The sequence below is a fragment of the Hydrogenophaga aromaticivorans genome, from assembly GCF_013387465.1.
In the GTDB taxonomy this organism is placed as follows: Bacteria; Pseudomonadota; Gammaproteobacteria; order Burkholderiales; family Burkholderiaceae_C; genus Hydrogenophaga; species Hydrogenophaga aromaticivorans.
Map to the genome: position 1 here is coordinate 220,061 of NZ_VYGV01000016.1, position 12,985 is coordinate 233,045.

Below are 12,985 nucleotides of genomic sequence, written 5' to 3' on the forward strand. Positions count from 1 at the left end.
GTCCGCCATGGTGGTGGAACACTGTCCGCCATCAGCCTGGAATCGTGTCCGCCATCGCGTGGAATACGCACTCAGGAGTCCCCATGAAAACGCTTGCCTCTCTTGCATTGGCTGTTGCCACAGTCAGCCTGTCGGCGCCAGCCATGGCCCAGTTCCAGAAACCGGAAGACGCGATCAAGTACCGCAAGGCCGCGATGACGGTGATGTCGGCCCATTTCGGACGCATCGGCGCGATGGCCAGCGGCAAGGCGCCGTTCGATGCCAAGGTAGCGATGGACAACGCGGCCCTCGTGGAGACCCTCAGCAAACTGCCTTTTGCGGGCTTCGTCCCCGGAACCGACAAGGGGGAGACCCGCGCACTGCCCGCGATCTGGACCGAGCAGGCCAAATTCAACGCGGCAGCCGAGAAGATGCAGGGCGAAGTGGCCAAGCTCGCCGCGGCCGCGAAGACCGGCAACCTGGACAGTGTGAAGACGGCGTTTGGTGCGGCGGGGCAGTCGTGCAAGGCCTGCCACGACGACTTCCGCAAGGAATGATGCGCGGACTGGCTTGCTCGCTCAACGCTTGACGGCGTCTGCGAACGAAAAAAAGCCGGCTCATTCGAGCCGGCTTTTTCATGCGAAAAGCAGCAAGGACCGGCGTCAACCCTTGGCAAGCAACTCTTCGATCAGGTTGTGCAGCGCCGTCATGTCGGGTTCGCCAACGAAGCGCTTGACGATGTTGCCCTGCTTGTCCAGCAGGTAGGTGGTGGGGGTGAGTTTCACATCGCCCCAGGACTTCGCCAGTTCCCCGGTGTTGTCGAGTGCCACCTTGAAGGGCAGCTGCCGGGTCTTGGCAAAATTGAGCACGTAAGCGGGCGGGTCGTAGCTCATGGCCACGGCCACGGTGTCGTAGCCGCGGTCCTTGTACTTGTTGTAGGTCGCGGTCAGGGCCGGCATTTCCTTGACACAGGAGACGCAGGTCGTCGCCCAGAAGTTCACCAGCGTCACCTTGCCCTTGAGGTCGGCGGTGGTGGACTGGCTGCCGTCAATCAGCACAAAAGTGGAGGCGGGCGCGGCGTCACTGGTGCTGCAGGCACCCAACGCAAAAACAGAGCCGATGGCCGCCACAGCGAACAGCGCCGCCATCAAGCGGCGGGCGGGCAGAAAGGGCAAAGGGGAACGGGATGGCATGGGGTGCGGGTCGCTCGATGGGGTGGCGCGGATGGCGGCCGGAATAGCTGAGGGAGTGGACCTGTTTTCTGGACCGGAGTTCAACGGAATCGCTGAAAGTTTAACGGGCCGGGGCCTCAGGCGGTGTGTGCCGACTTCAAGCGCTTGCGCGCTTCCATGAGACGGGCATCGAGGTAGTCGCCGTAAAAATCCGGCACCGCCACACCGACCAGGCGTTCCGCCAGTTCCTGTCCTTTGGGTCCGAGGAAGAGCACGGTCGGCGCAAAACGCGCTTTCCACAGCCGGGCCTGTTCGGCCGGGGTGGTGTTTTCACCCATGAAGCCTTGCAGGTTGCTGCTGCGGTCGCGGATATCGATTTGCACCGCCTGCACCTTGCCCTCGCGGCGCAGGGGCAGCAGGTAGCTGTTGCGCACCAGATCGCAATACGGGCAACCACTCAAAGTGGTCATGACCACCAGCGGTTCGCCGAGCGCTGCAGCGGCCTGGGCTGCGCCGCGCAAGGACGCCGGACTGGGCAAAGCGCTGGATCGGATGACCGCAGCGGGTACGGCTTCGGACTTCGTGGCGGTGGAGCTCATGGCAGGTGGGGCTTCAGAGGCAGAAACAGGGGCTGTGCAGGCCAACGTCAGACGATACCGCGGCCGCGGAGTTCCGACAAGCGTTCGGGCGTGAGCGCCAGCCAGTCGCCCAGCACCCCCGCCGTGTGTTCTCCCAGCAGGGGCGGTGGGAGGTCGTTGCGCACCGGCGTGGCGCTGAGCTTGAGCGGGCTGGCGACCAGGTCTACCGCGTCGGCCAGCGGGTGCTGCCAGGTCTGCACCATGCCGCGCTGTTGCACCTGCGGGTCGGCAAACACCTCGGCCAGGTTGTTGATCGGGCCGCCGGGCACCTTGGCGGCTTCCAGCGCGGCGAGCCAGTCGGCCTTGCAGCGCGTCTTCATGATCGCTTCGAGCAGCGGCACCAGCACGTCTCGGTGGCGCACGCGGTTCTGGTTGCGGGCGAAGCGCTCGTCCTGCGCCAGCTCCGGGCGGCCCGCCACCTCGCAGAATTTGGCGAACTGACCGTCGTTGCCCACGGCCAGGATGATGTGCTGAGGCCGCCCCTGCGCATCCGGCGCGACCTCAAACACCTGGTAGGGCACGATATTGACATGCGCGTTGCCGGCGCGTCCCGGCACCTTGCCGTCTTCGCGGCCGCGCACCAGGTAGTTGGCGCCGAGGTTGGCGAGCATGGCGACCTGCGTGTCGAGCAGGGCCATGTCGATGTGTTGTCCCTCGCCGGTGCGCTCGGCGTGGCGCAGCGCGGCCTGGATGGCGACCGTGGCGTAGAGCCCGGTGAACAGGTCGGCCACCGCCACGCCCACCTTCTGCGGGCCGCCGCCGGGCAGATCGTCGCGCTCACCGGTCACGCTCATCAGGCCGCCCATGCCCTGGATGGCGTAGTCGTAGCCCGCGCGGTCCTTGTACGGCCCGGTCTGGCCGAAGCCGGTGATGGAACAGTACACAAGCTTGGGGTTGATGGCGTGCAAAGAGGCGAAGTCGAGTCCGTAGCGCGCCATGTCGCCGACCTTGTAGTTCTCCACGAACACATCGGCCTTGGAGGCGAGTTCGCGGATCAGCGCCTGGCCTTCTGGCTGGGCGATGTCGCAGGTGATGGAGCGTTTGTTGCGGTTGGCGCCCAGGTAGTAGGCGGCCTCGGCGGTGTCGGCGCCGTCGCGCCCCTTCAGGAAGGGTGGGCCCCAGCCGCGGGTGTCGTCGCCACCGGGGTGGTTGGGGCCGGGCGGGCGCTCCACCTTCACCACGTCGGCGCCCAGATCGGCGAGCGTCTGTGTGCACCAGGGCCCGGCGAGCACGCGGGACAAATCGAGTATGCGGATACCATCCAGAGCGTTCATCGGGCCATTGTGCCCGTCGCGGCGGCGCCACGCTGTCGCGCATTTCGGAGACACCTTTGTCGCATTCTTCTCGCGCCGCTGGCCTGGCGGCGCTGCTGGCCGTGAGCGCCTGCAGTCCCACCTTCAACTGGCGCGAACTGCGCCTGGACGGCACGCCCCTGCAAGCGCTGTTGCCCTGCAAACCCGAAAGCGCCACGCGAGCGGTGCCGCTGGCCGGCACGCCGACGCAGCTGCACATGCACAGCTGCGAAGCCGGGGGGTTGCGCTTCGCTGTGGCCTGGGCCGATGTGGGAGATGTGGCCCAGGTGCCGGTAGCGCTCGCAGCCTGGCGCAGCGCCAGCCTGCAGGCCATCCGCGTGGTGCCCCCGCCAGTCGATGACCCGACCACCCAATGGGGCGTGACCGTGGCCGGTGCACCCGCCGCGCAAGGCGTCAGCGCGCAAGGGCAGGACCCGCAGGGCCAGCCGGTGCAGACGCGTGCGGCCTACTTCGCTCAGGGCACTCAGGTCTACCAGGCTGCGGTTTACGGCGCGAAATTGTCGGACGAGGCGGTGGACGGATTCTTTGCCGGTCTGCGGCTTTCGGGCCCATGAGCGCCGCGCCGGGCCGTTCCCAAGCCAGCACACCGGTGCCCGAAAACGAATGGCTGGCACCGCGCACGGCGGTGTGGGTCTTCATGGCCTTTGCGCTGGCCTATTTCCTGTCGGCGCTGGTGCGCGCCGTCACGGCCACACTCTCTCCTGTCCTCAGTGCCGAACTCGCGCTGCAGGCGAGTGACCTGGGCCTGCTGGCCGGCGGCTACTTCTTCGGTTTCGCGCTGACGCAGATGCCGCTGGGCACCTGGCTGGACCGGTATGGCCCGCGCCGCGTCATCCTGGCGTTCCTGTGTGTGGCGGTGCTCGGTTGTGCCGCCTTCGCCATGGCCACCAGCTTCGCCGGGCTGCTCGCCGCGCGGGTACTGACCGGCATGGGTGTGAGCGCCTGCCTGATGGCGCCGCTCACCGGCTACCGGCGCTGGCTGAGCCCGGCCACGCAGATGCGCGCCAACTCCTGGATGCTCATGACAGGCTCCTTCGGCATGGTCGCGTCCACCCTGCCCGTGCAGTGGCTCATGCCGCTGCTGGGCTGGCGGGGTTTGTTCTGGTTGCTCGCCGGGCTGGTGGTGGTGTCCATGCTGGGCATCGCCGCGCTCGTGCCGGCCTGGCGTCACCACGGGAGCGCCGGTGCGCCCGCTGCGGGCAGGGCCGTTGGCTATGGCGAGATCTGGCGTCACCCGTATTTCCGCCAGATGGTGCCCATCGGATTCGTGAACTACGGCGGCATGGTGGCGGTGCAAACCCTCTGGGCGGGTCCCTGGATGGTCAAGGTGGCCGGCTACACGCCGGACCAGTCGGCACTGGGCCTTTTTGGCATCAACCTGTGCATGCTCGCGGCGTTCTGGCTGTGGGGCGTGATCAACCCCCACCTTGCCCACCGCGGCCTGTTGCCCGAACGCCTGATCGCGTGGGGCCTGCCGCTGAGTTTTGTGGCGCTGGGCGCCATCGTCGGCCTGGGTGCGGATGCGGGCTGGCCCCTGTGGGCCGCGTTCTGTGTGGGCAGCACCTTTGTGGCCTTGTCGCAGCCGGCGGTGGCGCAGGCGTTGCCGCCCCAGGCGGCTGGTCGGGCGCTCTCGGCCTTCAACCTGGTGATCTTTGCCGGGATCTTTGTGGTCCAGTGGTCCATCGGTCTGGTGGTGGACGCCTTTGGCGCGATGGGCTGGAGCACCGAAGCCAGCTTCCGCGGCGCAGTGGCCGTGTTCGGTCTGTGCTGTTTGTTGGCGTATGGGGGTTTTTTGCGCGGCTACCGGCGCCATGCGATCGCGTCGCGGGGCTAAACTGCTCCCATGAACGGCATCCTCATCATTGCGCACGCCCCGCTGGCTTCGGCCTTGCGCCAGTGTGTGCTGCATGTGTTTCCCGACAGCGCGGAAGCGGTGTCGGCTTTGGATGTCCAGCCCAACGTACCGCCCGAAGAATCGCTGGCGCAGGCACGAGCGCTGTTGCGCCAGCTCGACAAGCCCAACACCCTGGTCGTGACCGACGTCTTTGGTGCCACCCCTTGCAACGTGGCACAGAAGCTGGTGGACGGTGTGCGCTCCAAGCTGATCGCCGGTGTCAACCTGCCCATGCTGCTGCGCACCGTGTCCTACCGCCACGAGTCGCTCGACGCCCTGATTTCGCGCGCCATGATCGGTGCCACGCAAGGGGTCATCCAAGTGGCGGTCACCGCACCCCAGAACCAGGCCCGAAGAGCCACCCATGATCAAGACCACCGTGACCATCAGCAATAAGCTCGGGCTGCACGCACGCGCCTCGGCCAAACTCACCAAAATCGCCGGCAGTCACAGCTGCGATGTCTGGATGTCGCGCGGCGAACGCCGCATCAACGCCAAGAGCATCATGGGCGTCATGATGCTGGCCGCCGGGCTCGGCAGCACGGTCGAAATCGAGACCAACGGGCCCGACGAGCAGCAGGCGATGGACGCCATCGTCGCCCTGATCAACGACAAGTTCGGCGAGGGAGAGTGACGGCATGAGCTTCACTGTCCATGGCTTGGCGGTCTCCCGGGGCATTGCCATCGGGCGGGCTGTCATCGTGGCGTCGAGCCGCGTGGACGTGGCGCACTATTTTGTCAAGGTCGAACAGGTCGAGGCCGAGATCGAGCGTCTGCGCTCGGCGCGCAAGGCGGTGGTCGAAGAGATTGGCCGCGTGCAGCACAGCCTGGGTGAACTGGGGTCCAACGATGCCCACCCGGAACTCAGTGCCCTGCTCGATGTGCACCTCATGCTGCTGCAGGACGAACAGCTCACCAACGGTGTCAAACACTGGATCGTGGACCGCCACTACAACGCTGAATGGGCGCTGACCACCCAGCTGGAGGTGATCGCGCGCCAGTTCGACGAAATGGAAGACCCCTACCTGCGCGAGCGCAAGGCCGATCTGGAGCAGGTGGTCGAGCGCATGCTGCGCTTCATGCGCGGTGTGGCCTCGCCCGTGGCGGCGCCGCGGCCTGCTGCGGCAGACGGCAAGAGCGACACCCTGTTCGATCCCTCGGTCGAGGTGCCGCTGGTGCTGATCGCGCACGACCTGTCGCCAGCCGACATGCTGCAGTTCAAGCAGAGCGTGTTTGCGGGCTTCGTGACGGACGTGGGCGGCAAGACCAGCCACACCGCCATCGTCGCGCGCAGCATGGACATCCCGGCCGTGGTCGGGGCGCGTTCGGCCAGCCACCTGATCAACCAGGACGACTGGGTCATCATCGATGGCGATGCTGGGGTCGTGGTGGTGGATCCTTCGGCGATCCTGCTGGCCGAGTACGGCTTCAAGCAGCGCCAGGGTGAGGTCGAGCGCGAGCGCCTGTCGCGTCTGAAAAACACACCGGCCGTCACGCTCGACGGACAGAAGATCGAACTGCTGGCCAACATCGAGCAGCCCGATGACGCGATCGCAGCGCTCAAGGCGGGTGCCGTGGGTGTCGGGCTGTTCCGCACCGAGTTCCTGTTCATGGGGCGCAACGGCAAGCTGCCCGACGAGGAAGAGCAGTACCAGGCCTACCGCCGCGCGGTCGAGGGCATGCAGGGCCTGCCCGTCACCATCCGGACCGTGGACGTGGGCGCCGACAAACCCCTGGACCGTTCCCCCGTGCGCGCCGGCGAAGACCACCTGAACCCTGCGCTGGGCTTGCGCGCCATCCGCTGGAGTCTGGCCGAGCCGACCATGTTTCTGGCGCAGTTGCGGGCCATCCTGCGCGCTGCGGCGCACGGCGCGATCAACCTGCTCATACCGATGCTGGCGCACGCCAGCGAGATCCGCCAGACGCTGGCGCTGGTGGACCGTGCCCGCGAGCAGCTCGATGCGCGAGGCCAGGCCTACGGCCCGGTGCGCCTGGGTGCGATGATCGAAGTGCCCGCTGCGGCGCTCACCATTCCGCTGTTTCTGCGGTACTTCGACTTTCTGTCCATCGGCACCAACGACCTGATCCAGTACACGCTGGCCATCGACCGCGCCGATGAGGCCGTCTCTCACCTGTACGACCCGGTGCATCCGGCCGTGCTGCAATTGCTGGCCAGCACCATCTCGCAATGCCAGGCCCAGGGCAAGGGTGTGAGCGTGTGCGGCGAGATGGCGGGCGATGTCGCCATGACGCGACTGTTGCTGGGCCTGGGTCTGCGCAGTTTTTCCATGCATCCGTCACAGATCCTGGCTGTCAAGCAGCAGATCCTGCGCAGCGACACTGTGCGCCTGCAGGCTTGGGCCCAGAGCGTGCTCGTGGCCGAGGATCCTGCGGCGCTCATGGCCGATTGAGTGGATGGAGGGTGGCCTCGTGTTGTTGCGCATCCACCATGCTGCGATCATCTGCTCGGACGTGGAGCGGTCCCGGCGGTTTTATACCGGGGTGCTGGGGCTGCAAGTGATCGGTGAACATTTCCGTGAGGCGCGCCAGAGCTGGAAGCTCGACCTGGCCCTGCCCGACGGTTCGCAGATCGAACTGTTTTCGTTCCCGGGCGCACCACCCCGGCCCTCCTATCCGGAGGCGCAGGGTTTGCGTCACCTGGCCTTTGAAGTGCTCGACGTTGAGGCCACCAAGCGCACGCTGGAGGCGCAAGGCGTGGAGGTCGAGCCCGTGCGGGTGGACGAATACACGGGACGGCGGTTCGTCTTTTTCGCCGATCCCGACGGTTTGCCGCTGGAACTGTACGAGGCAGCGCCGCCGAATCAGGTCGATTGATCCGCGCAGCGGCGCGCGAGCCGGGGTGGCGCGTTTCAGCGGATCCGCGTCGCCATCACCGCGGCGCCGATGATCATCACCGCGGCCAGGACCACGGAAGCGCTCGGGGCCTCCCCGCGCACCCAGAGCAGCGTGAGGGTGGACAGCAGTGGCGTGAGGAAGCTCAACACCCCGATCTGCCGCGCATCCCCGCGCTTGAGCGCCGCGTCCCACAGGAAGAACGCGCCACCCAGCGGCCCCAGGCCGAGCAGGGCGATCAGGCCCCAGTCGCGCGCTGACAGCGCGGTGGCGGGTTCCAGCCAGGCGTGGCACAGCAGCGAGAGCAGCCCCGAAACCAGCGCAAAGCTGCCGATGGCGGCGGTGGGAAAGGCCCGCACGCGTTTCGTCAGCAGCGAATAGCTGGCCCAGATGAAGGCCGAGCCGAGCGCCGGGATGTAACCCCAGGCCCAGACCGTTTCACCGGTGCCCCCGCGTCCGAGTATGGCCAGCACCGCGCCGGCAAAGCCGATCAGCGCGGCCAGCACGTGGCGCGCGGTGAGCGACACGCCGGGTAGGAACAGCGGCGCCATGACCACGATGCCCAGCGGCCAGAGGTAGTTCACCAGGTTGGCCTGCACCGGCGGCGCGTGACGCAGCGCGATGAAGAACAGGAAGTGGTAGCCGAAAAGGCCGTAGACCCCCAGCACCAGCGTGGAGGTTGGGATGCGCCATTGGCGCCAGTCGAAGCGCGACAGCGGCAAGGCGATCACGCTGCCCACCAGCAGGGCCAGCCCGGTGAGCAGAAAGGGTGGCACGTGCGACAGCGACACCCCGAGCGCGGCCAGGGACGCCCAAAGTGCCATGGCGCCAAGGGCCAGCAGATGGGCTGTCATGCAGGCTCCCGGAGCGCTGCCACAGGGCTTTGATCCACGACAAGGCAGCACGCGGACTTCATGATAGATACTCCACAGGGTATTTTTCTTCGAAGGATTTCCATTGAGCACGTTCAATCACAGCGACCTGATGCGCGACATCAACGAGAGCCTGGCGCCTTTCCGCAAGGCTCAGCCCAACGCCATGGCCGGCTTCGGCCAACTGGCGAAGGCCGCCATCACCGATGGCGAACTCAGCGCCAAACACAAGGAACTGATCGCGTTGTCGATCGCCGTCACGCAACGTTGCTCGGGTTGTATCGGGTTCCACGTCAAGGCGCTGGTCCAGCTCGGCTGCACCCGGGCCGAACTGGAGGAAATGCTGACCGTCTGTGTCTACATGGGCGGCGGGCCCGCCCTGATGTACGCGGCGGAAGTGATCGCGGCGTGGGAAAAGCTCAGCGTGAAGGCCTGAGAACCCGAACGCATGGGTGTGCGCGGGTGGGCTGATTGCAGGGCGTTGACACATGGCCTCAGCATAGTGGCCGCACCATCGCCAGCCGCGGGTGGATCGTCGCGATCCACGGGTCTCGTTGCGGTTCAGCGACCCGCTGGCCTGCGCAGGGCGGCGGTCAGTGCCGAGGGCGAGCGGTAGCCGGTGCGCCGGGCCACTTCGGCCACCGGCAGGCCCTGGCTCCTGAAGTGGCGCGCTGCGGTCAGCCGCAAGTCGCGCAGCCAGGCCATCGGGCTTTGACCCTGTTCCTCGCGGCAACGGGCGGTGAACTGCGCTGCACTCAGGTGCACGCGCATCGCCAGGTCGGCCACCTGCAGAGGCTCGCGACCGTGGGCCTGCGCCCAGGCGGTCAGTGCGTTCCAGTCGATCGCGCGCCGCGCCCGCTGAGGCTCGGCCGGTGGCGCCCAGGCTTCCAGCAGCAGGGCGGGGCCGAGCAGACGGGCGCGCGGCAGGGCGTTGTCGCAGGCCGCCGCGAGGTAACTGGCCAGGGGGGCCAGCGCCCGGGGCGCGGGACTCTCGCGGGCGTATTGCCAGCGCGCGTCGTGGGAGTCCAGCACCAGGCAGCGCGCCGAGCCGGTGGCCTCAAAGTCGTGGCGATCCCCGGGGACGATCACGGCGCCGTCGCCGGCCGCAAGGCGACGACCTCGGCCATCCACCTCCAGCTCCAGCACGCCGTCCAGTCCGAGCAGGATCTGGAAGTGTTCGTGCGCATGGCTGCCGTGCGAGGCGCCGTAGCACCGGACCGACAGGGCATCGGCCGGGAGGCGCATGGTCAGCCCTTGGTGGCGCCAGCGTTCAGCACGCCGTGCGCCTGTTGGTCGGCGTGGTACGAGCTGCGCACCATGGCGCCGACGGCGGCGTGGGTGAAGCCCATCTTGTAGGCCTCGGCCTCGAACATCTTGAAGGTGTCGGGGTGCACGTAGCGGCGCACCGGCAGGTGGTGGCCGCTGGGCGCGAGGTACTGGCCGATGGTCAGCATCTCGATGTCGTGCGCGCGCATGTCGCGCATGACTTCGAGGATTTCTTCATCGGTCTCACCCAGACCGACCATCAGGCCGCTCTTGGTGGGCACGTGCGGGAACAGCGCCTTGAACTTCTTGAGCAGGTTCAGGCTGAACTGGTAGTCCGATCCTGGGCGTGCTTCCTTGTACAGGCGCGGCGCGGTTTCCAGGTTGTGGTTCATCACGTCAGGCGGTGCGGCCTTCAGGATCTCCAGCGCGCGGTCGTCGCGGCCGCGAAAGTCGGGCACGAGCACCTCGATCTGCGTTTGCGGTGACAGCTCGCGGGTTTTTTCGATGCAGGCCACGAAATGGCCGGCGCCGCCGTCGCGCAGGTCGTCGCGGTCCACGCTGGTGATCACCACGTACTTGAGCTTGAGCGCTGCGATCGTCTTGGCCAGGTTCTCCGGCTCGTTCACGTCCAACGGGTCGGGGCGGCCGTGGCCCACGTCACAAAATGGGCAGCGGCGCGTGCACTTGTCGCCCATGATCATGAAGGTGGCCGTGCCTTTGCCGAAGCATTCGCCGATGTTGGGGCAACTGGCTTCTTCGCACACCGTGACCAGCTTGTTGGCGCGCAGCACGTCCTTGATCTCGTAGAAGCGGGTGCTCGGCGAGCCGGCCTTGACGCGGATCCACTCGGGCTTTTTCAGCACCTCGGCCGGCACGATCTTGATCGGAATGCGCGAGGTCTTGGCCTGGCTTTTCTGTTTGGCGGTGGCGTCGTAGCCGGCGGCGGGCTGGGCTTCGCGGACCGTGGGGGCGTCAGCGGCCGTGGGGGTGTCGGGGCGGGTCATGGTGGAGGCGCGGTGGCGCGTTGGGGTTCAGGGGCTGAGGGTGGTGCCGAGCTTCTGGCTCAGGACCTGGGCCGCTTCATCCCATGAAACGGCGACCCCGATTGTAGAAAGGTCCACCGTCTGCAGGCCAGCATACCCACAAGGGTTGATGCGCCAGTAGGGCTGCAGGTCCATGTCGACGTTGAGCGCAACGCCGTGGTAGGTGCAATGACGGCTGACCTTGATGCCCAGTGCGGCGATCTTGCCCAGGCCGGTGAAATCGGGATCGGCGGCGGGTTGGCCCTCCACCTTTCTTTGTGGCCGTTGCGGCAGCAGGGCGTGACTGAACGGGTCGTCCAGCCGCACGTAGATTCCGGGCGCACCGCCAACACGATGACCGGTCACGCCGAAGTGGATCAGCGTGCGGATCACCGCCTCTTCGATGCGGTAGACGTATTCCTTGACGAAGTAGCCAGCGCGTTGCAGGTCGATCAGCGGGTAGACCACCACCTGGCCCGGGCCGTGGTAAGTCACCTGGCCGCCGCGGTTGGTCTTGACCACCGGGATGTTGCCCGGCGACAGCAGGTGGTCGTCCTTGCCGGCAATGCCTTGCGTGAACACGGGCGGGTGCTCGCAGACCCAGAGCTCGTCGGGCGTCTCGGCGGTACGTGCCTCGGTGAACGCCACCATGGCGTCGTAGGTGGGGGCGTAGTCCACCCGGCCGAGGTTGCGAATCTGCATGCTCAGAGGACGATCTTGACCATCGGGTGCGTGGTCAGCGTGCGGTACAGCTCGTCGAGCTGTTCGCGGCTGGTCACATACACCGACAGCGTCAGACCCATGTAGTTGCCGGCCTTGCTCGGGCGCAGCTCGATGGTCGAGGCGTCGAAGCTGGCGTCGAAGGCCTTGGCCACATGGGTCATGGCCGTGACGTAGCCGTCCACATTGGCCCCCATCACCTTGATGGGAAAGTGGCAGGGGTATTCGATGAGCGATTGCTCGGGCGGGATTTCGCGGGGCTGGTCCATGGGGTGCTCCTTAAACCGATTGGCTGGCCTTCGCCTGCTGGTAGGCGGCATACAGACGGGTGTAGATCGGACCTGGGCGACCACGCGCGGCGCCGTGGCCCACCGGCTGGTCGTCCAGGGTGGTGATGGGCAGGACTTCCTTGGTGGCGGACGACAACATCAGTTCGTCGGCATCCAGCACCTCGGCGCGGGTGATGCGCCGCAATTCAAACGGGATGCCCTGCGCCTGGCACATTTCTTCAATCAGGCCGAAGCGTATGCCTTCGAGCAACAGGTGGTCTTTGGGCGGACCCATCACCACACCGTTCTTCACCACCCACACGTTGCTGGATGACGCCTCGCTGAGGTGGCCGTCACGAAACATCACCGTCTCGGCCGCACCCACGTCGGCGCTGATCTGGCGAGCCATCACCGCGGCGAGCAGGCTGGTGGTCTTGATGTGGGCCATTTTCCAGCGGAAATCGTCGGCGCTCACACAGCGCGCACCCTGTTCGCGCTGGGCTGGCGTGGCTTGCTTCATCTCGCTGACCATCACAAACACGGTGGGGCGCAGGCCGGGCACCATCACGTGGTCGCGCGGCGCCACGCCACGCGTGATCTGGATGTAGACCAATTGATTGGGCGCCCCGGTGGACGCCACCAGCGCGTCGATCAGGCGCCGGGCGAGCGCCAGCCATTCGGCATGAGTGTGCGGGTTGTGAATGCGCAATGCGCCGAGCGAACGGTCCAGCCGCGCCATGTGTTGCTCGAAGCGAAAAATGCGGCCACCGTAGGCGGGCAACACCTCGTAGACCCCATCGCCAAAAATGAAGCCGCGGTCCAGAACGCTGACCTTGGCGTCGCACAACCGGAGGTACTCGCCGTTCAGGTGGCACAGCGATTCAGGCAGGGGAGGTGGGAAGTCGGGTGTGGTGCCCGGCATCGGGATGTTCATGCCGAGGAATTATCCGTCGCTGCTGGCGCACGCACTCTCTCGCTCACAGACAC

At 66.6% G+C, this 12,985-nt stretch carries 17 protein-coding genes; 8 read left to right on the top strand and 9 right to left on the bottom strand.

Going from position 1 to position 12,985, the window contains the following annotated elements; all coding sequences use genetic code 11:
* Positions 1 to 83: 83 nt before the first annotated feature.
* On the top strand, positions 84 to 536 hold the full coding sequence (locus F3K02_RS18070) for a c-type cytochrome (RefSeq protein WP_177137014.1): 453 nt from the start codon (positions 84 to 86) through the stop codon (positions 534 to 536).
* Between the two features lie 105 nt (positions 537 to 641).
* On the opposite strand, the gene F3K02_RS18075 is transcribed toward F3K02_RS18070, so the two are convergent.
* The 3 genes from F3K02_RS18075 to F3K02_RS18085 all read right to left on the bottom strand — a co-directional run bounded on the left by F3K02_RS18075 (position 642) and on the right by F3K02_RS18085 (position 3,063).
* On the bottom strand, positions 642 to 1,172 hold the full coding sequence (locus F3K02_RS18075; protein ID WP_246309573.1) for a TlpA disulfide reductase family protein: 531 nt from the start codon (positions 1,170 to 1,172) through the stop codon (positions 642 to 644).
* A gap of 116 nt (positions 1,173 to 1,288) precedes the next feature.
* Positions 1,289 to 1,750, bottom strand: coding sequence for a thioredoxin domain-containing protein (locus F3K02_RS18080; protein ID WP_177137015.1), 462 nt, complete (start codon positions 1,748 to 1,750; stop codon positions 1,289 to 1,291).
* Positions 1,751 to 1,797: 47 nt separating this feature from the next.
* Positions 1,798 to 3,063, bottom strand: coding sequence for a CaiB/BaiF CoA transferase family protein (locus F3K02_RS18085; RefSeq protein ID WP_177137016.1), 1,266 nt, complete (start codon positions 3,061 to 3,063; stop codon positions 1,798 to 1,800).
* Positions 3,064 to 3,119: 56 nt separating this feature from the next.
* On the opposite strand from F3K02_RS18085, the gene F3K02_RS18090 reads away from it, so the two are divergent.
* Genes F3K02_RS18090 through gloA2 form a run of 6 tightly spaced genes read left to right on the top strand, consistent with a single transcriptional unit; the run spans position 3,120 to position 7,831 of the window.
* Positions 3,120 to 3,656 carry a hypothetical protein gene (locus tag F3K02_RS18090; RefSeq protein WP_177137017.1) on the top strand — a complete coding sequence of 179 codons (537 nt, stop codon included), beginning with the start codon at positions 3,120 to 3,122 and terminating at the stop codon, positions 3,654 to 3,656.
* Positions 3,653 to 4,936 (top strand): MFS transporter, encoded by a 1,284-nt coding sequence (locus F3K02_RS18095; protein ID WP_177137018.1) that lies wholly within the window; start codon positions 3,653 to 3,655, stop codon positions 4,934 to 4,936. The genes F3K02_RS18090 and F3K02_RS18095 overlap by 4 nt, the downstream gene beginning before the upstream one ends.
* Before the next feature lie 9 nt (positions 4,937 to 4,945).
* Complete coding sequence (locus tag F3K02_RS18100; RefSeq protein ID WP_177137019.1) at positions 4,946 to 5,392, top strand: PTS sugar transporter subunit IIA; 447 nt, start codon at positions 4,946 to 4,948, stop codon at positions 5,390 to 5,392.
* On the top strand, positions 5,361 to 5,630 hold the full coding sequence (locus F3K02_RS18105; RefSeq protein WP_177137020.1) for an HPr family phosphocarrier protein: 270 nt from the start codon (positions 5,361 to 5,363) through the stop codon (positions 5,628 to 5,630). Before F3K02_RS18100 ends, F3K02_RS18105 begins: the two co-directional genes overlap by 32 nt.
* 4 nt (positions 5,631 to 5,634) lie before the next feature.
* Positions 5,635 to 7,407 (top strand): phosphoenolpyruvate--protein phosphotransferase, encoded by a 1,773-nt coding sequence (ptsP, locus tag F3K02_RS18110; RefSeq protein WP_177137021.1) that lies wholly within the window; start codon positions 5,635 to 5,637, stop codon positions 7,405 to 7,407.
* 19 nt (positions 7,408 to 7,426) lie between these two features.
* Positions 7,427 to 7,831 carry an SMU1112c/YaeR family gloxylase I-like metalloprotein gene (gloA2, locus tag F3K02_RS18115; RefSeq protein WP_177137022.1) on the top strand — a complete coding sequence of 135 codons (405 nt, stop codon included), beginning with the start codon at positions 7,427 to 7,429 and terminating at the stop codon, positions 7,829 to 7,831.
* Positions 7,832 to 7,866: 35 nt separating this feature from the next.
* On the opposite strand, the gene F3K02_RS18120 is transcribed toward gloA2, so the two are convergent.
* Complete coding sequence (locus tag F3K02_RS18120) at positions 7,867 to 8,703, bottom strand: DMT family transporter (protein ID WP_177137023.1); 837 nt, start codon at positions 8,701 to 8,703, stop codon at positions 7,867 to 7,869.
* 103 nt (positions 8,704 to 8,806) lie between these two features.
* Between F3K02_RS18120 and F3K02_RS18125 the strand changes: the two genes are divergently transcribed.
* Positions 8,807 to 9,157 carry a carboxymuconolactone decarboxylase family protein gene (locus F3K02_RS18125; protein ID WP_177137024.1) on the top strand — a complete coding sequence of 117 codons (351 nt, stop codon included), beginning with the start codon at positions 8,807 to 8,809 and terminating at the stop codon, positions 9,155 to 9,157.
* A gap of 125 nt (positions 9,158 to 9,282) precedes the next feature.
* Here F3K02_RS18125 and F3K02_RS18130 read toward each other — a convergent pair whose 3' ends face one another.
* Genes F3K02_RS18130 through F3K02_RS18150 form a run of 5 tightly spaced genes read right to left on the bottom strand, consistent with a single transcriptional unit; the run spans position 9,283 to position 12,932 of the window.
* Positions 9,283 to 9,966, bottom strand: a complete 684-nt coding sequence (locus tag F3K02_RS18130) for a helix-turn-helix domain-containing protein (RefSeq protein ID WP_177137025.1) — start codon at positions 9,964 to 9,966, stop codon at positions 9,283 to 9,285.
* A 2-nt stretch (positions 9,967 to 9,968) separates the two neighbouring features.
* Complete coding sequence (gene lipA, locus F3K02_RS18135; protein WP_177137026.1) at positions 9,969 to 10,991, bottom strand: lipoyl synthase; 1,023 nt, start codon at positions 10,989 to 10,991, stop codon at positions 9,969 to 9,971.
* Between the two features lie 27 nt (positions 10,992 to 11,018).
* On the bottom strand, positions 11,019 to 11,711 hold the full coding sequence (gene lipB / locus F3K02_RS18140; RefSeq protein WP_177137027.1) for a lipoyl(octanoyl) transferase LipB: 693 nt from the start codon (positions 11,709 to 11,711) through the stop codon (positions 11,019 to 11,021).
* Between the two features lie 2 nt (positions 11,712 to 11,713).
* Positions 11,714 to 11,998 (bottom strand): HP0495 family protein, encoded by a 285-nt coding sequence (locus tag F3K02_RS18145; RefSeq protein WP_177137028.1) that lies wholly within the window; start codon positions 11,996 to 11,998, stop codon positions 11,714 to 11,716.
* A gap of 10 nt (positions 11,999 to 12,008) precedes the next feature.
* Positions 12,009 to 12,932, bottom strand: coding sequence for an aminotransferase class IV (locus tag F3K02_RS18150; protein WP_246309575.1), 924 nt, complete (start codon positions 12,930 to 12,932; stop codon positions 12,009 to 12,011).
* Positions 12,933 to 12,985 lie beyond the last annotated feature (53 nt).